The sequence below is a fragment of the Novosphingobium sp. fls2-241-R2A-195 genome (genome assembly GCF_030209485.1).
In the GTDB taxonomy this organism is placed as follows: domain Bacteria; phylum Pseudomonadota; class Alphaproteobacteria; order Sphingomonadales; family Sphingomonadaceae; genus Novosphingobium; species Novosphingobium resinovorum.
Genome location: NZ_JARVRY010000001.1, coordinates 79,182 through 98,252 on the forward strand (window position 1 = coordinate 79,182; position 19,071 = coordinate 98,252).

15 protein-coding genes are annotated in these 19,071 nt (G+C 66.6%); 9 read left to right on the top strand and 6 right to left on the bottom strand.

Annotated features, from left to right (window positions below; translation table 11 throughout):
• Nucleotides 1-15: 15 nt before the first annotated feature.
• Both QRN25_RS00420 and QRN25_RS00425 read left to right on the top strand, forming a co-directional pair.
• Nucleotides 16-2,085 (top strand): S9 family peptidase, encoded by a 2,070-nt coding sequence (locus QRN25_RS00420; RefSeq protein ID WP_502910394.1) that lies wholly within the window; start codon nt 16-18, stop codon nt 2,083-2,085.
• The gene (locus QRN25_RS00425) at nt 2,085-2,471 is read left to right on the top strand and encodes an acyl-CoA thioesterase (protein ID WP_271180838.1); all 387 of its coding nucleotides are present in this window, start codon (nt 2,085-2,087) and stop codon (nt 2,469-2,471) included. The genes QRN25_RS00420 and QRN25_RS00425 overlap by 1 nt, the downstream gene beginning before the upstream one ends.
• A gap of 94 nt (nt 2,472-2,565) precedes the next feature.
• Here QRN25_RS00425 and QRN25_RS00430 read toward each other — a convergent pair whose 3' ends face one another.
• The 5 genes from QRN25_RS00430 to QRN25_RS00450 all read right to left on the bottom strand — a co-directional run bounded on the left by QRN25_RS00430 (nt 2,566) and on the right by QRN25_RS00450 (nt 10,525).
• On the bottom strand, nt 2,566-4,323 hold the full coding sequence (locus tag QRN25_RS00430; RefSeq protein ID WP_271180839.1) for a cation:proton antiporter domain-containing protein: 1,758 nt from the start codon (nt 4,321-4,323) through the stop codon (nt 2,566-2,568).
• A 311-nt stretch (nt 4,324-4,634) separates the two neighbouring features.
• Complete coding sequence (locus tag QRN25_RS00435) at nt 4,635-5,060, bottom strand: hypothetical protein (protein ID WP_285016738.1); 426 nt, start codon at nt 5,058-5,060, stop codon at nt 4,635-4,637.
• Nucleotides 5,057-7,456, bottom strand: a complete 2,400-nt coding sequence (locus QRN25_RS00440) for a DNA translocase FtsK (RefSeq protein ID WP_285016739.1) — start codon at nt 7,454-7,456, stop codon at nt 5,057-5,059. Before QRN25_RS00440 ends, QRN25_RS00435 begins: the two co-directional genes overlap by 4 nt.
• 216 nt (nt 7,457-7,672) lie before the next feature.
• Nucleotides 7,673-9,517, bottom strand: a complete 1,845-nt coding sequence (locus tag QRN25_RS00445; protein ID WP_285016741.1) for a flavin-containing monooxygenase — start codon at nt 9,515-9,517, stop codon at nt 7,673-7,675.
• A gap of 81 nt (nt 9,518-9,598) precedes the next feature.
• On the bottom strand, nt 9,599-10,525 hold the full coding sequence (locus tag QRN25_RS00450; protein WP_285016743.1) for an SDR family NAD(P)-dependent oxidoreductase: 927 nt from the start codon (nt 10,523-10,525) through the stop codon (nt 9,599-9,601).
• 261 nt (nt 10,526-10,786) lie between these two features.
• Here QRN25_RS00450 and QRN25_RS00455 point away from each other — a divergent pair, with 261 nt between their 5' ends.
• The 6 genes from QRN25_RS00455 (at nt 10,787) to QRN25_RS00480 (ending at nt 17,045) form a co-directional block, all read left to right on the top strand.
• Nucleotides 10,787-12,391 carry an NHL repeat-containing protein gene (locus tag QRN25_RS00455; protein ID WP_285016745.1) on the top strand — a complete coding sequence of 535 codons (1,605 nt, stop codon included), beginning with the start codon at nt 10,787-10,789 and terminating at the stop codon, nt 12,389-12,391.
• Nucleotides 12,392-12,417: 26 nt separating this feature from the next.
• Nucleotides 12,418-12,831, top strand: a complete 414-nt coding sequence (locus QRN25_RS00460) for an EthD domain-containing protein (RefSeq protein WP_285016746.1) — start codon at nt 12,418-12,420, stop codon at nt 12,829-12,831.
• A gap of 1 nt (nt 12,832) precedes the next feature.
• Complete coding sequence (locus QRN25_RS00465; protein ID WP_285016748.1) at nt 12,833-14,080, top strand: MFS transporter; 1,248 nt, start codon at nt 12,833-12,835, stop codon at nt 14,078-14,080.
• Nucleotides 14,081-14,162: 82 nt separating this feature from the next.
• Nucleotides 14,163-15,521, top strand: a complete 1,359-nt coding sequence (locus QRN25_RS00470) for an aromatic ring-hydroxylating oxygenase subunit alpha (protein ID WP_285016750.1) — start codon at nt 14,163-14,165, stop codon at nt 15,519-15,521.
• Between the two features lie 126 nt (nt 15,522-15,647).
• On the top strand, nt 15,648-16,562 hold the full coding sequence (locus tag QRN25_RS00475; protein WP_285016751.1) for a glyoxalase: 915 nt from the start codon (nt 15,648-15,650) through the stop codon (nt 16,560-16,562).
• Nucleotides 16,563-16,619: 57 nt separating this feature from the next.
• The gene (locus QRN25_RS00480; RefSeq protein ID WP_285016752.1) at nt 16,620-17,045 is read left to right on the top strand and encodes a Rap1a/Tai family immunity protein; all 426 of its coding nucleotides are present in this window, start codon (nt 16,620-16,622) and stop codon (nt 17,043-17,045) included.
• A gap of 27 nt (nt 17,046-17,072) precedes the next feature.
• Here the strand turns inward: QRN25_RS00480 and QRN25_RS00485 are convergent, their stop codons facing one another.
• Nucleotides 17,073-17,675, bottom strand: a complete 603-nt coding sequence (locus QRN25_RS00485) for a TlpA family protein disulfide reductase (protein ID WP_285016754.1) — start codon at nt 17,673-17,675, stop codon at nt 17,073-17,075.
• 19 nt (nt 17,676-17,694) lie between these two features.
• On the opposite strand from QRN25_RS00485, the gene argH reads away from it, so the two are divergent.
• The gene (gene argH, locus QRN25_RS00490; protein ID WP_285016843.1) at nt 17,695-19,068 is read left to right on the top strand and encodes an argininosuccinate lyase; all 1,374 of its coding nucleotides are present in this window, start codon (nt 17,695-17,697) and stop codon (nt 19,066-19,068) included.
• The last annotated feature ends 3 nt before the right edge of the window (nt 19,069-19,071 follow it).

Genomic DNA, 19,071 nt, shown 5'->3' on the forward strand with positions numbered 1-19,071 from the left:
TCATAGATGGTGCGCATGGCAGATTCCACCCCGACCCTCATCGGTCCCCCGCAGGCGGCGAAGAAGCCGCATTCCTTCACCCATCACGGCGTCACCGTCAGCGACGACTACGCCTGGCTGCGCGATCCCGGCTATCCCGAGGTGAAGGACAAGGAGGTCCTCGACCATCTCGAGGCGGAGAACCGCTGGTTCGAATCGAAGATGGACCAGCACAAGGGCCGCATCGACGCGCTGTTCAAGGAAATGCGCGGCCGCATCAAGGAAGCCGATTCGTCGGTCCCGCAGAAGGATGGCGACTGGCTCTACTGGATCGAGTTCGAGGAAGGCGCCGAATACAAGAAATGGTGGCGCAAACCCGTCGCGGGCGGCGAGCCCGAACTGATGCTCGACGAAGTAGCGCTCGCCGAGGGCAAGGACTACTTCCGCCTCGGCGCGATCTCGACGACGACGGACGGGCGGCTGCTCGCTTACGCGTATGACGACAACGGCTCGGAACGCTTCACCGCGCGGATCAAGGACCTGACCACCGGCGAACTGCTGCCGGACGAGATCCCCGGCACGCTGTCCTCGCTGGTCTGGGTGGCGAAGGACAAGGGCCTCGTCTACTCGCTGGCGAACGAGCAATGGCGTACCGACAATGCCCGCCTGCACTGGCTGGGCCAGCCGGTGGAAGACGACGTCGAACTGTTCCACGAGGATGACGAGGGTTTCCGCGTCGGCTCCTCGCTTTCCTCGAACGAGAAGTGGCTGCTGATCGGCACCAGCGACCATGAGACCAGCGAATGCCGCATGGTCCTCGCCGACGATCCGCTGGGCGAGCAGATCTTGGTGAAGCCGCGCGTCAAGGGCGTGGAGTACGATGTCGATGAGCGCGGCGACGTGCTCTACATCCACACCAACGACACCCACGAGAACTTCCGCCTCGCCACCGCGCCGCTGGCGAACCCCGGCGAGTGGACGACGCTGATCGAGGGCACGGACGAGTTTTACCTGACGGGCTTCGATCTGTTCCGCGACTTCTACGTGATCGAGGGGCGCCGCGCCGGTCTCGACCAGATCGAGCTGCGCTATTATGACGATCCGACGCGGATCGAGCCGATCGCTTTTCCCGAGGCGAGCTATTCGGCGGGGCTCTCCAACAATCCCGAATGGCACATGGAGAAGCTGCGGCTGACGTACGAGTCGATGGTCGCTCCGTCCTCGGTGATGGACTACGATGTCGCCGCGCGCACGCTCGAGACGCTCAAGGTCCAGGAAATTCCCTCGGGCTACGACGGTTCGCTCTATGCCACCGAGCGGCTGGAGATACCTGCGCGCGACGGCACCGCGATCCCCGTTTCCATCGTCTATCGCAAGGACCGGACGGGAGCCGGGCCGCTCCACCTCTATGGCTACGGTGCTTACGGTATCGCCATCGATCCCGGCTTCTCGACCTCGCGCCTCAGCCTGGTCGATCGCGGGTTCGCCTATGCCATCGCGCATATCCGGGGCGGCGACGACCTTGGCCGCGCGTGGTACAAGGCGGGCAAGCTGGAGCGGCGTGAGAATACCTTCAACGACTTCGTCGATGTCGCCAAGGGCCTGATCAAGCGCGGCTTCACCGAGGCGGGCCGGATCAGCATCTCCGGCGGCTCGGCGGGCGGTGAACTGATGGGCGCGGTCATCAACTCCGACCCCGAGCTGTTCGGCGCGGTGGTGGCGCACGTGCCCTTCGTGGATGTGCTGAGCACCATGCTCGACGACACCCTGCCGCTGACGCCGGGCGAGTGGCCCGAATGGGGCAACCCGATCGAGGACAAGGCCGCCTTCGATCTGATCCTGAGCTACAGCCCCTACGATCAGGTCAAGCCGCAGGCCTATCCGCCGCTGATGGTGACGGCGGGCCTCAACGACCCGCGCGTTACCTACTGGGAGCCCGCGAAGTGGGTCGCGAAGCTGCGCGAGGTGAAGACCGACGGCAACGAACTGATCCTCAAGACCAACATGGGTGCGGGCCACGGCGGCAAGTCGGGCCGCTTCGAGAGCCTGAAGGAAACGGCGGAGGAGTTCGCCTTCATCCTGTGGCAGCTCGGGGTCGAAGGCTGATGTTCACCCTCACCTTCACCGCGCTGCCGGAGCACATCGATGTGATGGGCCACGTCAACAATGCGGTGTGGGTGCAGTGGATGGAGGCGATGGCGGGCGCGCACTGGGCCGCCGTCGCCCCGGCGGAGCATCAGGAAAAGTACGCGTGGCTCGTCACCCGCCACGAGATCGACTACCGCGGCAACATCCGCGAAGGCGAGAGCGTGACCGGCGAGACTTTCATCCCCGAAGGGCCGAGCGGTGCGCGCTTCGACCGGCGGGTAGATTTCCGTAACGCGGCGGGCAAGGTGATCGTCTCGGCCCGCACGACATGGGCGATGATCGACATCGCCTCCGGCCGGCTGATGCGTGTGCCACCGGAAGTGGCGGCGCCTTTCGTGGGCTGACCACCTTTCGTCACCCGCGAGCGCAGCGAAGCAATCCAGGGCGGCTTGATACTGCTCTGGATTGCTTCGCTGCGCTTGCAATGACGACACCTAGCTACCGCCGGTCCCTCGGCCGCTGCGTGATGATGTGCTCCCGCGCGGCGCGCACGTCGCCGCCTTCGTACTGCACGGTCAGGCGTTCCTTGTCGCTCTTGCGGTACATCTGTTCGGCGCGGTCGATGTCGCCGAGCGCCACATCCAGCCCCTTGAGCGCCTTGCGCGCCAGCACCACCGCCGATTCCATCACCTCGCGCGCCATCGAGGCGATCGGCGCGTCCTTCAGCCGCACCAGCGCGCGGCGGTCGAACACGCGGGCGTGGACTTGCGCATTGGGGAACGCCTGGTGGACGGCCTGCAGGAACGGCTCGGTCAACTGGTCGCCGTCGATGCAGAAGACGATCAGTTCGGCCTCCGCCGCGCCCGCCTGGCGCAGCATGTCGATGCGAGTGCCGTCGCCGAACCAGACTTGCGCGCCGAAGTCCCGGGCGATGTCGATCATCTCGATGTCGGTGTCGATCATCGTTACCGGAATGTCGGCGGCGATCAGCATCTGCGCCACCGTCTGCCCGAAGCGGCCATAGCCCACGACGATCGCGTTGGCGCCGTCCTCGTGCGGGCCCTCGCGGACTTCCTTCTTGCCCTCGGGCCGTTCGCGGATGCCGCGCGTCGCCATCATCAGGAACGGCGTGGTGACCATCGAGAGGGTGACGATGGCGCTGAACAGACTGGTCGCCTGCGCATCCACCAGCATTGCATTGCTGGCCTGTGCGAACAGGACGAAGGCGAATTCACCCCCCTGACTGAGCAGCAGGCCGAGCGCGAGGGCGCTGCGCCACTCCATCCGGAAGGCGAGGCCGAGCAGGAAGATGATCCCGCCCTTCACCGCGATCAGCGCCAGTGCCATCGCCATGACGAACAAGGGGCGTTCGGCGATGGCCGAGAGGTCCAGCATCATGCCCACCGACATAAAGAACAGGCCGAGCAGGATCGCGCGGAACGGTTCGACGTCGGCCTCGAGTTCGTGGCGATAGGGCGAATCCGCCAGCATGACGCCGGCGATGAAGGCGCCAAGCGCGGTCGAAAGGCCGAGCGCCTGCATCAAGGCGCCCGAGGCCATGACCGTGAACAGCGCGGCGAAGACGAACATCTCGCGCTCGCCGAGATTGCCGATCAGGCCGAACAGCGGCCGGATGACGAAGCGCCCCGCGAGGATCAGGCCGACGATGGCGGCGACCGTCTCCAGCCCCAGCACCCATCCCGGCGGGCCGGAAGGCAGCGCCGGATTGCGGTTCATTGCCGCGATGATGGTGATCAGCGGGATGATCGACAGGTCCTGGAACAACAGGATCGCGAAGGATCGCTCGCCGAACGGCGTGTGCAGGCGCCCGGCGCTCTGCAGCATCGGCAGCACCTGCGCGGTGGACGACAGCCCCAGCGGCAGACCCAGCGCCAGCGAGGCCTGCAGGCTGAAGCCGGTGAAGAAATAGATGACGGCCGAAACCGCCAGCCCGCACAGCACCACCTGCAGCAAGCCCAGCCCGAAGATCTCGTGCCGCATCTTCCACAGGCGCGCTGGCGCAAGTTCAAGGCCGACGATGAACAGCAGCAGGGTGATGCCGAGTTCGGCGATCCCCATCTTGCTCTCCGGGTCGCCGACGAGGTTCAGGACGTAGGGGCCGAGCACCGCTCCGGTGGTGAGAAAACCCAGCGTCGCACCGATTCCCAGCCGCCGGAACAGCAGCACGAAGCCGAGCGCGGTTCCCAGCAGGAAAAATCCGTCGCGCAGCAGGAATGCCTGGGCATGTTCTTCCATCGGGGCCTTTCGAGGGTATTGCGTGGGGGAGGCGCGACTGTCTTAGCGGCGGGGTACGCCGGGGCCAACCATACAATGGTGGGGATGTTGTCGCATCAGGTAGGTGCCGTCGGCGGGGGCTTCGACAAGCTCAGCCTGAGCGGGATCTGGAGTACGATGCGATTTGATCAAACCAATCCCTCGTCATTGCGAGCGCAGCGAAGCAATGACGAAGCAGAGAAAGTCTCAATCTTTGGAAAGCATGCTCTGAAATCCGCTCAGGCTGAGCTTTGTCGAAGCCCCCGCCCTCCAGAACCACGCCTGCGTTGCAGTTACCGCGGCAATATGCCCTGACACACGTAGCGGATGACCAGGCCGTCCTCGTTGTCCCAGCGCACCCGCTGCGTCGCGCCCGGCGTCGCCGAGCCGCCAAGCGGCGCGCCGCCCGGATTGAGCACCTGCCATTGCTCCACCCGCGTGGTTCCTGCGGTGCAGTTCACGCTGCGCAGCATGAACTGCATGGTGCCGCGCGGCATCTGGCCTTGTGCCTTGGTCAGTACATCCAGTTCGCGGAAGGTGCGGCCGAGACCGCCCGCCCTCATGCTCGCCGTGTCGATGCGGACGCTGCGGCCCACGGCGGTCTCGACCTCCTGCTTGAACACGCGCACCCAGTTGCCCGAGGTCGCGGTGAGCGTGGATGTCGCCGCGACGGAAACCACGGGGGCACCGGCCAGCACCAGCGCGATGATGAGCCTCAAAGCGGGCTCCCGTTCTCGTCGCGGTAGATGTCGCGGCGGCCGACGTGGTTGGCGGGGCCGACGTAGCCGTCCTGCTCCATGCGCTCGACCCATTTGGCGGCGGTGTTGTAGCCCACGCCCATCTGGCGCTGCAGCCAGGATACCGAGACCTTCTGGTTCTCGAACACCAGCTGGCAAACCTGCCGGTACTTGCGCTCGTCGGGCTGGTCCGAGGCCGTCGCGTCGAGGTCGTCGAAGCCGAAGCTGCCTTCCTCGGGCTCGTTGGTGACGGCGTCCACGTAGTCCGGCTTACCCTGCGAGCGCCAGTACGTGGCGACGTGCTCGACTTCTTCGTCCGAGACGAAGGGGCCGTGGACGCGCTTGATGGGGTCGGAGCTGGGCTTGTAGAGCATGTCGCCCTTGCCCAGCAGCTGCTCCGCGCCCTGTTCGCCGAGGATCGTGCGGCTGTCGATGCGGCTGGTGACGGCGAAGGACACGCGGGTCGGCAGGTTGGCCTTGATGACGCCGGTGATGACGTCGACCGATGGACGCTGCGTCGCCATGATCAGGTGGATGCCCGCCGCGCGGCTCTTCTGCGAAAGGCGCTGGATCAGCACTTCGATTTCCTTGCCGACCGTGACCATGAGGTCGGCGAGTTCGTCGACGATCAGGACGATCTGCGGCAGCGCCTCATAGTCGAGCTGGCGGTCCTCGTAGAGTTCCTCGCCCGTCTCGGGGTCGAAGCCGATCTGGATGCGGCGGCCCAGCGGCTTGCCCTTGGCGGCGGCGGTGCGGACCTTCTCGTTGAAGCTGGCGAGGTTGCGGACCGAAATCTCGCTCATCTGGCGATAGCGGCGCTCCATTTCCTCGACCGCCCACTTGAGCGCGCGGATCGCCTTGGGCGGTTCGGTGACCACGGGCGAGAGCAGGTGCGGGATGTCGTCGTAGCTCTTGAGTTCGAGCACCTTGGGATCGACGAGGATCAGACGGCACTGAGCGGGCGTCAGGCGGTACAGCAGGGACAGCAGGATCGCGTTGAGGCCGACCGACTTGCCCGAACCCGTCGTACCCGCGACGAGCAGGTGCGGCATCGTCGCCAGATCGGCGACGACCGGCTCGCCAGCGATGTCCTTGCCCAGGATGATCGGTAGCATGCCCTTGTGATGGGCGAAGGCTTCGGACGCGACCATCTCCTTGAAGGAGACCATCTGGCGGTTGGCGTTGGGCAGTTCGATGCCCATGACCGTGCGGCCGGGGATCGAGGAGACGCGCGCCGAGATCGCCGACATGTTGCGCGCGATGTCGTCGGCGAGGCCGATGACGCGGCTGGCCTTGATGCCGGGCGCGGGCTCGAGTTCGTACATGGTGACGACCGGGCCGGTGCGCACGGCGGTGATCTCGCCCTTGACGTTGAAGTCGTCGAGCACCGTTTCCAGCAGGCGCGCGTTGCGTTCCAGGCTGAGCTTGTCGATCTTGGGCTGCGAGTTCGGTGCCGGGTCGGCCAGCAGGTCGAGGCTAGGCAACTCGTATTTGTCGAACATGTCCTTCTGGCGGCTGTCCGAGCCGAACTGCGCGGGGATCGGTGCGGCCTTGGGGGCGCTGATTTCGGGTGCCTTGCGGGCAGGCGCAGAGGCAGCAGCAGGCATCTCAGCGGCGCGCAGCGGGGCTTCGGCCTTCTCCGGCTGTTCTGCGCGCTCGGCCCTGGGTTGCTTCTCCTTGCCCGGCTTGAATGGCAGGTCTTCGGCGGACGGGAGGCTGATCGGGAGGCGGCCGATGCGGCCCGGCAAGGTCAGCAGGCGCGCCCAGTCGAAGGCGAAGACGCGGCCCGCCAGCACGAGGCCGAGGCCGAGGCAGATCACGGTCAGAGCGAATTTGATCCCGCCATGCGCCGCCTCGGGCGCGAGGCCCGCCAGCGCGGTGATCGCCTTGGCGCCCAGCAGCCCGGAAATGCCGCCCATCGAGGCGGGCAGGGTGCCGCCCGGCTTGGTGAACCATAGCGAGAGAACCGTGGCGATCAGCAGCATCGACAGAGCCAACACCCCGACCGGCACCCACCAGCGCTGGTCGGTATGCTCGACCTCGCCGTCGTCCTCCTCGACCAGCAACCACAACTTGCGGCCGAAGACGTAGAGCAGCGGCACGAACAGCGCGGAAACCGGCCCGAACAGGAACAGCGCGCGCTCGGCGGTCCAGGCGCCGGTCACGCCCATCCAGTTCTGCACGTCGCCGCCCGCGGCAGTGGAAGTGGAGGGGTCGGTCTGGTGGTAGCTCACCAGCGCGAGGGCGAGGAACACCATGCCCGCAAAGAGCACCAGCGCGCCGGACAGCTCTCCGGCACGGCGCAGCGAGCGCTTGAGTACGGCGCGCCAGTCCGGCTTGGCGATACGCCGACCGGGCGCGATGGGGCGGGTGGCCATTAAAATTTCCCTCGGGGTTTCCGGGGGCGATTATGCGTTCGCGGGGGACTCCGCGTCAAGAATGGACCGGGAACAGGGCTGTGGAGGCCGGTGCAACCCCCACTTCGTCATTGCGAGCGCAGCGAAGCAATCCAGGGCAGTTCCGCATCGCCCTGGATTGCTTCGCTGCGCTCGCAATGACGAAGTGGGGGCAGATTGCTTCGCGCTGTCTTCAGATCAATTCACCGGCTCACGCGCCTCGAACGCCACGCCCGGCAGGTCGGGCGACAGGCGCCAGTCCGCCAGCATGTCGCGCCAGGCGTCCCAGCCGGGCAGGTAGCCCTTGAACAGCGCCCACTTCAGTTCCTTGTCGCCTTCGTTGTTGAAGTAGCTGGGCGTGCAGCCCTGCTGGAACTCGGACATGTCGACCTCGTTGGCGCGGCAGTGCGCCACGTAGCCGGCGACGCCCTCGGCGGTGGCGCAGAACTTGTCGGCACCGCGCCGCACGGTCTCACCGATCATGAAGGCCAGGTGTTCGGCCTGCCGCCCGAACTGCTCGGTGGTGCTGGAGTTGGTCGCACCCTGGATGTAGCCCATGTAGAACATTCCGGGGAACTTGTCGGTGGTGACGCCGTGGAGGGTGGCGGGGCCGTTCTCCCAGTGGTCGTAGATCGACAACCCGTTCTCGCCCTCGACGGTGGCGATGCCCCAGCGGCGTTTCAGGTCCGACGTCACCTCGAAGCCCGAGGCGAAGATCATCAGGTCGACTTCGTACTCCACGCCGTCGGCGACGAAGCCCTTCTCGGTCATGCGCTCCACGCCCTGCGTGGCGGAGACGTCGATGAGCTTGACGTTGGGCTGGTTGAAGGTGGGGTAGTAGTCGTTGTTCGACAGCGGCCGCTTGCACATGAAGCGGAACCACGGCTTTAGGCTTTCCGCCGTTTTCGGGTCCTCGACGATCGCATCGACGCGGCGGCGCAGGCGTTCCATGACCTGATAGTCCACCACGTCGCGCCGGGCCATGATCTGACCGATATCCAACTGGGGGAAGCCGTCCGCTTCCAGTTCGAGGTTCAGGTTGCGGCTGATCTCGGTCCAGATGTCGCAGATCTGGTCCGGCTCGCCGGGCAGGAAGAACTGTTGCGCGCCGCGATGGAAGTTCGCCATGCGCTCCTGCTGCCAGCCGGGCTGGAGCGAGGCCGCCCAGTCGGGATCGGTCGGCGGATTGGGCCGCTCGTCGATATTCGACGGCGTACGCTGGAGCACGTAGAGTTGCTTGGCGTACTTGCCGAGATAGGGCACCGCCTGGACCGAGGTGGCGCCGGTGCCGACGATGGCGACGCGCTTGTCAGGCAGCTTTTCCAGCTCGGGTGCGGTCCACGATCCGCCGCTGTAGTCGTGCTCCCAGCGGCTGGTGTGGAACATCTTGCCCTTGAAGTCGTGGATGCCGGGGATGCCGGGCAGCTTGGGCATGTTCATCACGCCGCCCGCCATGACCACGAAGCGCGCGCGGATGTCGTCGCCGCGATTGGTCCTGACGTGCCAGCGTTTGATGGATTCGTCCCAGACGATCCCTTCCACCAGCGTGTGGAACAGCGCCTTGTCGGCCAGCTCGAAGTCCTCGGCCATCTTCTGGCAATAGGCCTGGATTTCCCAGCCGTCGGAGAACTTCTTCGACGGCATGTAGCCCGTCTCTTCGAGCAACGGCAGGTAGCAGTAGGCGTCGTTGTCGCACTGCACGCCGGGATAGCGGTTCCAGTACCACACGCCGCCGAAACCGCCCGCATGGTCGATGTTGCGCACGTTGGTCACGCCCTGCTTGCGCAAGTGATAGCCCGCAAGGATGCCCGAGAACCCGGCGCCGAGGATCGCCACATCGATGTCCTCGACCAGCGGTGCGCGCTCGGCGACCGGAGTGAAGGGATCATGGGCATAGTTGTCCGAGAAGTCCCCGGTCGGACGCACGTATTGCTCGCCGCCCTCGCGGCGCAGGCGCTTGTCACGCTCGGCGAGGTACTTCGCCTTCAGCGCCGGAATATCGAGTTCGTCCGGCGCGGGCACGTCGGTCTTAAGGCAGGTCATGTCCAATCCCACTTCGTTCGAGGGCGCTGATCTGTGAGTGGCGGTGGCTCGCACGGCGATATAAGTCAACAGTGGTGTTGATTATCGCGCCTCGGCGATTTCGGAACGCGCCATGGCGAAGCTGTAGCCGAGGTGTTCGATGTATCCGTGCAGGCCGAGATCGAGCAGGCCGTTCTTGTCGTGCCATGCCTCGGTCGCGCTGCCGACGTCCTCGATCGTCCAGTGCGGGCGGTAGGTGCCGACGGTCTCGGCGATGAACATGCGCGAGATGCGACCCGCCATCGACGAGACGAGTTCCCCCGAGACCGAGCAGCTTTCATGGCACAGCCAGCCCACCACCGGGGCGACCAATTCCGGTCCCATCGGCGGATACTGCGAGATGTCGAGGCCGTCGGCCATGCGGGTGACTGCGCCGGGAGCGATGATGTTGCACTTTACCCCGTGCGCCTCGCCCTCCAGCGCGGCGATGTTGTTGAGGCCGATCATGCCCGACTTCGACACGCCGTAGTTGACGCAGTTGACGTTGCCGTAGGCGCCACCGATCGAGCTGGTCAGCACGATGCGCCCGTAGCCCGCGTCGCACATCGGCCCGAACGCGGCCTGCACGACGTGGAAGGCGCCAAGCAGGTGGACGTCCACCACCGCGCGAAAGTCCTCGTAGGGGATGTCGCGGATCGAGCCGTAGCGCACATTGCCCGCGTTATGGATCAGCACGTCGATGCGGCCCCAAATGTCGAGCGCGGCCTGCACGATGGCGCGGCCGCCTTCGGGCGTGGCGACGGTGTCGGCGTTGGCGATCGCCTCGCCGCCCGCCGCGACGATCTCGTCCACCACGCTTTGCGCCACGCTTGTATCCGGTCCGTCGCCCCGGATCGCGCCGCCCAGATCGTTGACGACGACTTTGCAGCCGCGCTCGGCCAGCAACAGGGCGTAGGAGCGACCGAGGCCGCGGCCACCGCCGGTGACCACCGCTACGCGGCCGTCGAAACGCAGTTCAGGGGTAGGCATGGGGACTGTCCTCTCTCGGGGCGAGCGCGCCCGCCGGGAAAAACGGCGGCGTTCGGGGCTCGGCGTTCCGGTCGGGGCGCGTCTCAATGGGGTTATTCGGTCTGGTGGACGAATATCTGCACGCAGCCGCGCTTGGCAACGGCGGGCACGTCGCTCAGGCGATGCTGTAAGCCTGCGGGCACATCGCGTTGCGCCCGTCCGCGCCCGCCTATACCGTCCAGCCAAAGACCCGGCTACGCGCCGGAGGAGAGGGATGTATACATGCTGGAAGCCGCTGGCCGTAATGCCAATGCCCAGAGTTCGACAGCGCCCGCCAAGCCGGGCGAGGGCTGGGGCCTGCACCGCATGACGCCCGCCAGCCGCCTCAACGGTGCCAACGGCATCCGCACCGGAGCGGATGGGCGCATCTACGTGGCGCAAGTCGCGGGCAGCAAAGTCAGCGCGATCGACGTCGATACCGGCACGATCGAGACGATTTCTCCCAATGGCGGCGGCATCGTCGGGCCGGATGACCTTGCGTTCGACGAGGCGGGCAACCTCTATTGCACCGAGATCACCGAGGGGCGCGTCTCGATGATGACGCCTTCGGGGCAGTACAAGGTAATCTGCGGCGACATGCCCGTGGCGAACCCGATCACGTACCATCAGGGGCGCCTGATCGCGGGCGAGTTGCGCATCGGCGGGCGCATCATGGAACTCGACCGCGACGGCGGCGCGCCGCGCGTGATCTTCGAGGGCGTGCCGATGGCCAATGCCTTCGAGGTCGGCCCGGACGGCAAGCTCTACTTTCCCGCACAGGGCGCCAACGAAATCTGGCGCATCGGCCTCGACGGCGGCGAGCCGGAAGTCGTGGCTAAGGACCTGGGCGTGCCGGATTCGGTGAAGTTCCACCCGGACGGCTCGATCATCTCCACGCAGGTCTATTCGGGGCAGGTGCTCAAGATTGACCCGCGCACCGGCGCGAAGACGGTGCTGGCGGACATCGGGCCGGGGCTCGACAACGTGGCCTTCGTGAACGGACGCACGTTCGTGAGCCACATCAACGGCTCGATCACCGAGATCACCGCGCCGGGGCAGACCCGGCCGCTGGTGGAGAAGGGGCTGCAGTGGCCGCTCGGCCTTGCTGTCGATGCGAACGGGCACGTTCTGGTGGCGGACGGCGGGTTCACCTACCTGCTGCGCCCCGGCGAGCCGCTGCAGCTGGCGGGGATGCTGTTCTCGCCCGGCTTCCCCGGCTGGGTGCGCGATGTCGCGGCGTCGGGGCCGGACGAGTGGATCGTCACCACCGCCAATGGCGACGTCGCCCGCTGGAACCCGGCCGCCGCGACCAGCGAGGTGCTGGCGAGCGGCCACGACCGGCTGATGGGCGTTGCCGTCGCCCCCGGCGGCGTCGTCTTTGCCGAGTTCGGCACTGGCAAGGTCCATGCGATCGAGGGCGGCAACGTCGCCGAACTGGCCAGCGGCCTCGCCCGGCCGATGGGCGTCGCGGTGTCCGGCGACGGCACCGTCTACGTCGCCGAGAGCGGCGCGGGCCGCGTGGTGAAGCTGGTCGGCGGGCGCAAGGAAGTGGTGCTCGACGGCCTCGCCCGGCCCGAGGGGCTGGCGATCGCGGGGGGCACGCTGTTCGTCGCCGATCCGGGCGCCAATGCCCTCGTGGCCTGCGACTTGTCGGGCGGCGCGCGCGAGGTCGTCGCCAGCGACTTGCCGATGGGTGGGCCGGGCGGGCTGCAGCCGGTGCAGCTTGGCGGCGTGGGCGACATGTGCGGGCCGATGAACACCTTCACCGGCATCGCCGTCGCGCCCGGCGGCACCGTCTACCTCTCCGCCGATGCCGAGGGCAGCGTGCTCGCCCTTCGTCGCCTTTAGCGCGCCGTCTTTAAGGGAGCCCCTCGATGCTCAAGCAGATCTGCTTCTTCCGCAAGCGCGCGGACATGACCATGGACGAATTCATGGCCTACTACGAGAACCAGCACTCGCAGCTGGCGAAGAAGTCCGGCGCCAAGCCTGCGATCCCCAATGCGGTGCGCTACGTGCGGCGCTATCTGGTGCCGGAGAAGAACCCGATCACCGGGCAGATCCACGATCCGGGCTACGACTGCATCATGGAAATCTGGTGGAACAGCCGCGAGGATTTCGAGCGCTCGCAGGCGATCATCTCCGCGCCCGAGCGTCTGCCGATGACCAAGGCGGACGAGGAGAGGCTGTTCGCGAGCCACGATAATCCGGTCGTGACCTGCATCGAGTACGATTCGCCGATGGGCCCGAACGGCGAGGCCACGCATGTGGACTTGCGGTACGAGAACTGAGGTGCACGCCCCCACATCTCCAACCGCCCGCGACGAATGGCGCGCGCATCCACTGCTGCCGGTGGCGGCGGGGCTGGGTTATGCCACCAGCGTCATTCACATCTACGGCATCGGCCCGTTCTATGGCCCCGTCGCCACCGAGTTCGGCTGGAGCCGCACCGAAGTCACCTTCGGCCTGACGCTGGCGACGCTGGTGCAGGCGGTGGGCGGGGTGTTCATCGGCCTTGCCGTGGACCGCTTCGGCCCGCGCCGCTTCGGCGTGATCGGGCTGGTGCTGCTGGGCCTCGCCTTCGCCCTGCTGGGCACGGCCGACGGATCGCTGCTGAACTGGTATCTGCTCTGGGGCCTCGTTGCGCTGGCGGCCCTGCCGGTGCAGGCCTCGGTATGGACGAGCGCGGTCGCCTCGCGCTTCACGGTGTCGCGGGGCATGGCCTTCGCGGTAACCTTGTGCGGCGCTTCGATCGCGGCGGGGGTGTTCCCGCCGATGGCGACATGGCTGATCGGCGCGCTGGGCTGGCGCGGAGCGTTTCCGGTGCAAGCGGCGATCTGGCTGGGGATTGCCTTCCCGGTCATCTTCGTGTTCTTCCATGGCCGCTACGACAAGGGCCGCAGGCAAACCGCCGAGGATGCCGTATCGCGCCCCGCCGATCTTCCCGGCGCCAGCTTGCGCGAAGGGCTGACCTCCAGCGTCTACCACCGCCTGTTCGTCGCCAGCCTGCTGTTCACCTTCACCGTGATCGCGCTGGTGGTCCACTTCACTGCGATCCTCGGCGACGCCGGGGCGAGCCCGATGACGGCTGCCGCCATCGCCTCGTTCGTCGGCTGGTTCTCGCTGGCGGGGAGGCTGGGGACGGGAGCGCTGCTCGACCGTCTGCCCGCCTCATTGGTCGGCGCGGCGGTGTTCCTGCTGCCGGTGCTGGGGTGCCTGCTGCTCCTGCTCGGCGGCGGATCGCTGTGGGCGATGGGCGCGGCCTCGGCGCTGATCGGGCTGACGCTGGGGGCGGAGATCGACGTCGTCGTCTACCTGCTCACCCGCCATTTCGGCTTGCGGAACTTCGGCGGGCTCTATGGCGGACTGCTGGCGGCATTGTCGATCGGCACTGCGACCGGGCCGCTCGCCGCCGCGCAGTTCTATGACCGGACCGGCAGCTATGCGGGCTTCCTGTGGCTGGCGCTGGCCTTCATGGCCGCCAGCAGCGTGGCGATCGGCACGCTGCCAAGAGGCAAGGCCGCCTATGCCGCACATTGAAGGAACGCCCCGGCGGTTTGCCCCGCCATGCCGATAATGAGATAACGGCCGCAAACCCGAACAAGCAGGAACGAGGATATCCATGGGCGAAATCGGCAAGATCGTTCAGGCGCCGGAGGAACTGGTCGCCCCGGTCAACGTGCCTGCCGAGGCTTACGTCTCCCCCGAATACGCGCGCGCCGAAGTGGACAAGCTGTGGCGCAAGGTCTGGCTGCAGGCTGGCCGGGTGGAGGACATTCCCGAAGTGGGCGACTTCATCACCTTCGACATCGTCCACGATTCGGTGATCGTGGTGCGCGCCTCGGCGGACGAGATTCACGCCTTCCACAACGTCTGCCCGCACCGGGGGCGCAAGCTGGTCGATACCCCTCCCGGCCAGCGCAACGCGCGGGGCAACCGCCGGACGCTGATCTGCGGCTACCACGGCTGGACGTTCGGCCTCGACGGCGCGAATACCTACGTCGAGCACGAGGCGGACTGGCAGGGGCACTTGTGCGCCGGCCGTGCCGATCTCGGCAAGGTGCGGGTGGAGACGTGGGGCGGCTGGCTCTGGATCACCCTCGATCCCGATGCGATGCCGCTGGCGGACTATCTCAATCCGGCCGCGACGATGCTCGATCCCTACGGCCTTCAGAACATGCGCCCGCGCTGGCGCAAGTGGGTGGTGTTCGAATGCAACTGGAAGGTCGCGATGGAGGCCTTCTGCGAGACCTACCACGTCTCCACCACGCATCCGGAATTCATGGAATTCGGCCAGTTTCGAGGCTGGGCGCGCAACCAGGGCCTGCATTCCAACATCGGCTACGAGGCGCCCAAGGGGCAGGAGGAAGACTCCGGCAAGCTGCGCCTCGGTGCCGGTGAAGACCCGCGCCTGACCACGGCGGACATGCAGAACTTCACCTGGGCCAACGCCAACACCAACACCACGATGACGCTGGTGGGCGTGGCGAACCGCCTCAAGGACGAACTGCCCGAGGGCACCCCGGCGGCCGAAGTCTCGAAATACTGGATACAGACCGCCAAGGCCGAGGACGCGGCGCGCGGCGTCGTCTGGGCGCAGGTCGATCCGCTGCACACCGCACAGGCGGGCACGGCCTGGCAGATCTTCCCGAACTTCCAGATCGGTCATGCGGTCAACAACATGCTGTGTTATCAGGCGCGGCCCTATGGCACCGATCCCGACAAGTGCATCTTCGAGGCGGCGGTCTACGAACTCTGGCCGGAAGGGGAGGCGCCGCAGACCGACTGGGAATACACCGAGCCCGCCGACTGGCCGCCGGTGCTTCAGCAGGACTTCGCCAACATGGCGGCGGTGCAGCAGGGGATGAAGAACGTCGGTTTCCGGGGCGCGCAGCCCAATCCCTACATGGAACGCTCGGTCGCCTCGCTGCACATGAACCTCGCGAAGTTCATGGGGACGGGAGCGCCGAAAACGTACTGAGGGGGCTTAGACAGGCTCAGCCGTGACCCTTCGACAAGCTCAGGGTGAGCGGGGGTAGTGCAAACCTCCCAATCCCCGCTCAGGCTGAGCTTGTCGAAGCCCCCTGCGGTATAGCGGAAAGACTTCATGCAATTCCCCCTCGTCCATGTGAGCTGGGCGCTGGCCGACAACGCACAGCGCCCCGCCTGCGATGCCTTCTTCCGGGAGGTGTTCGGCGCGCAGACCGCTTACGAGATACTCGTCACGCCGGAGACGGAAAAGCTCGGCCTTGACCGTGAGGAATCGCTGCTGATGATAGGCGACACCATGGTCATCCCGATCGCGCCCGCTGGTCCCGGCACGGTGGAAGGCAACCCGCTGGGCGACATGCTGCGCCGTTCGGCGGCGCCGGGGCGCTGGATCGGGCTGGCGCTCAAGGTGGCCGATCTCGGCAAGGCGGATGCGTGGTTCGCCGCGCGCGGCTTCAAGCGGTTCTACGATCCCGGAATGGAAGCGCACTATTTCCTCGTGCCGAAGGGCCAGATGCTGGGAATGCGGCTGGAGATCGTGAAGCAGGACATGCCGAACGATCCGCGCCGCGATCCGGCATGGCGTCCTTGCGGGGATCATCCACTCGGTATCGAGGGGCTGCAGGCGGTCGGTGTCAGCACCCCCTCGCTGGCCGAGGCGCGAGCGCTGTTCGGGAACGGGCTCGAATGGTCCGCGATCGGCGAACGCGACCTGCCCGAAGGGCGCTGCGCCGCCTTTGCCATGGGCGACACCGTGATCGAGGCGCTGGAAGGCGCACCCGGTTCATCCGCCGCGCGTTATGCTGCCGAGGTGAAGGGCATCTGCCATCTCGTCTTCAAGGTTCGCGATGCGGCAGCGGCGGCGGCCCGGCTGCGGAGCCGGAGCCTGCCGCTGATCGGCGAGGTGGAGGACCGTTTCGCCATCCACCCCGATGCGGCGCACGGGCGGCTGATCTGGCTTACCGGCCAAATCCCGCCGGGCTATCCTCCGGTCGGATCGAAGCTGGGCACATTCTCCCTGCCGCCGAGTTGATTGACGGGCGCGGCATTCGGACCGAATGTCCGGCGTGCCTGTTGGAGACACGTGAAAATGCCATCTGCACATCTGGTGACCAGGCTGGCCTGCCTGGCCGTGGCGGCGCCGCTGGGGCTGCTTCCCGTCGCCGCCGACGCCAGCTTCTATACCGGCAACGAACTCTACAAGGTCTGCACCGCTGATCGCGGCAGCAACACGTATGTCGAGAACACCTACGAATGCATCGCCTATATCACCGGCGCCGTCGATGCGTTCAACACGGTTCGTCGGACCAGCACGGCGAAGACCTGCATCCCCGGGGATGTGACGATCGCCGAGTTGCGCCGTGCGACGGTGGCCTATCTTTCCGATAACCCGGACAAGCGCAGCGAATCCGCGTCGGACCTCGTCTTCGCGGCGACGCGCACGCAATGGCCCTGTGCCAGCAAGCCCGCGACGTCGGCCAAGACCAAGAAGAAGGCGACGAAGAAGAAAAGGTAGCAGCGGGCCGGCGCTGCGGTCCCGGCTTTACTTCGCTTCGGCGATCAGCTTGAGCGCCTCGGGCGAGGTCCAGTCATTGCCGCCGGTATAGCGCCACACTTCCTTGCCTTGCCTGTCGAACATGATGGTGACCGGCAGGTTGCCCCCGTACTGGAAGCCGAGGTCGCCCTGCTCGTCCACCCAGGGCTGGATTTGCTCCAGTTCGCGGCGACGCAGGATCTCGACGACCTTGTCGGTCTGGCCCATGTCCTGAGAGATCGGCAGGATCGTCACGCCCAGTTCGCCCTCGCGGTCGATCAGCTTGTTCAGCGTGGGCATTTCCGCGATGCACGGTGCGCACCACGTGGCCCACAGGTTGACCAGCAGCGGCTTGCCCTTGAACGAGGAAAGGTCGAGGCTTTCGCCGGTGTTGTCGACCAGGCTGACGGTCGGCATCGGCTCGCCCTTGTGCGAGCGATCGAGCTTGCCGCCTGCTTCGGGCGCCTGCGCCGGGCCAGCCTGTTTCGCTTCTTCGGAAGGCGCCGGTTGCGCGTCCTTGTTCCCTTTACTATCGCAACCCGCGATCACGAGGGCCGAGGCCCCGGCCAGCGAACACAGGACGAGCGACTTGAGCGAACGGGAAGACAGCAAGGCGACAGGCTCCAATGCAATGTGGGGCGGACGGTTCGCACAGGGACCGTCGGCAATCATGCGCGAGATAAACGCCTCGATTCCCTTCGACAAGGCATTGTGGCGTCAGGACATCGCCGCCAGCAAGGCCCACGTCGCGATGCTGGGCGCCTGCGGTATCGTTTCGGACGCCGATGCGGTGACCATCCGCGATGGCCTCGATGCCGTCGCCGCCGAGTACGAAGCCCATGGCGTGCCCGAGGACTGGGACCTCGAGGACATTCACATGACCACCGAGTCGCGCCTCGCGCAGCTGATCGGTCCGGCGGCCGGGCGACTCCACACCGCGCGCTCGCGCAACGACCAGGTCGCCACCGACTTCCGCCTCTGGGTGCGCGATGCGATGGACCAGGCCGATGCGGGCCTGCAGGCGCTGCAGGTTGCGCTGGTCACCCGCGCCGGCGAACATGCCGACAGCATCATGCCCGGCTTCACCCACCTGCAGACCGCGCAGCCGGTGACGCTGGGCCACCACCTGATGGCCTATTACGAGATGATCGGCCGCGACCGTTCGCGCTTCGCCGATGCGAGGAAGCGCATGAACCGCAGCCCGCTGGGCGCCGCCGCGCTGGCCGGGACCGGTTTCCCGATCGATCGCACGATGACCGCGCAGGCGCTCGGCTTCGACGGGCCGACCGACAACAGCCTCGATTCGGTGTCCGACCGCGACTTCGCGCTCGATTACCTGATGGCGGCTAGCCAGTGCTCGCTGCACCTCTCGCGTCTGGCCGAGGAATTCATCATCTGGGCCAGCCAGCCGTTCGGCTTCGTGGCGCTGCCCGATGCGCTGTCCACCGGCAGTTCGATCATGCCGCAGAAGAAGAACCCCGACGCCGCCGAACTGGTGCGCGGGCATTCGGGCCGCATCTCCGGCTGCCTGATGAGCCTGATGATGACGATGAAGGGCCTGCCGCTCGCCTATTCCAAGGACATGCAGGACGACAAGCCGCCGGTGTTCGAGGCGGCGGGCCTGCTGGCGCTGTCGATCGCGGCGATGACCGGCATGGTAGCCGACACCCGCTTCAAGACCGACCGCATGCGCGCCGCCGCCGAACTGGGCTTCGCCACCGCGACCGATCTGGCCGACTGGCTGGTGCGCCAGGCCGACATTCCCTTCCGCGAGGCGCACCACATCACCGGCGCCGCGGTCAAGCTGGCCGAGAGCCGCGGGGTGCCGCTGGATCAGTTGCCGCTGGAAGACCTCAAGGCCATCGACAGCCGCATCGACGAGCGCGTATTCAAGGCGCTCTCGGTCGAGGCATCGGTCGCCGCGCGCAGTTCGCATGGCGGCACCGCGCCCGAGCAGGTGCGTCTGCGCGTGGCCGATGCCCGCGTTTCGCTCGGTCTGGAGTAAATA

Bases quoted from the DNA above. Each gene is read 5' to 3' on its own strand.
- QRN25_RS00420 (WP_502910394.1), top strand. From the start codon at position 16: ATGGCAGATTCCACCCCGACCCTCATCGGTCCCCCGCAGGCGGCGAAG.
- QRN25_RS00425 (WP_271180838.1), top strand. From the start codon at position 2,085: ATGTTCACCCTCACCTTCACCGCGCTGCCGGAGCACATCGATGTGATG.
- QRN25_RS00430 (WP_271180839.1), bottom strand. From the start codon at position 4,323: ATGGAAGAACATGCCCAGGCATTCCTGCTGCGCGACGGATTTTTCCTG.
- QRN25_RS00440 (WP_285016739.1), bottom strand. From the start codon at position 7,456: ATGGCCACCCGCCCCATCGCGCCCGGTCGGCGTATCGCCAAGCCGGAC.
- QRN25_RS00445 (WP_285016741.1), bottom strand. From the start codon at position 9,517: ATGACCTGCCTTAAGACCGACGTGCCCGCGCCGGACGAACTCGATATT.
- QRN25_RS00450 (WP_285016743.1), bottom strand. From the start codon at position 10,525: ATGCCTACCCCTGAACTGCGTTTCGACGGCCGCGTAGCGGTGGTCACC.
- QRN25_RS00455 (WP_285016745.1), top strand. From the start codon at position 10,787: ATGCTGGAAGCCGCTGGCCGTAATGCCAATGCCCAGAGTTCGACAGCG.
- QRN25_RS00460 (WP_285016746.1), top strand. From the start codon at position 12,418: ATGCTCAAGCAGATCTGCTTCTTCCGCAAGCGCGCGGACATGACCATG.
- QRN25_RS00470 (WP_285016750.1), top strand. From the start codon at position 14,163: ATGGGCGAAATCGGCAAGATCGTTCAGGCGCCGGAGGAACTGGTCGCC.
- QRN25_RS00475 (WP_285016751.1), top strand. From the start codon at position 15,648: ATGCAATTCCCCCTCGTCCATGTGAGCTGGGCGCTGGCCGACAACGCA.
- QRN25_RS00480 (WP_285016752.1), top strand. From the start codon at position 16,620: ATGCCATCTGCACATCTGGTGACCAGGCTGGCCTGCCTGGCCGTGGCG.
- argH (WP_285016843.1), top strand. From the start codon at position 17,695: ATGTGGGGCGGACGGTTCGCACAGGGACCGTCGGCAATCATGCGCGAG.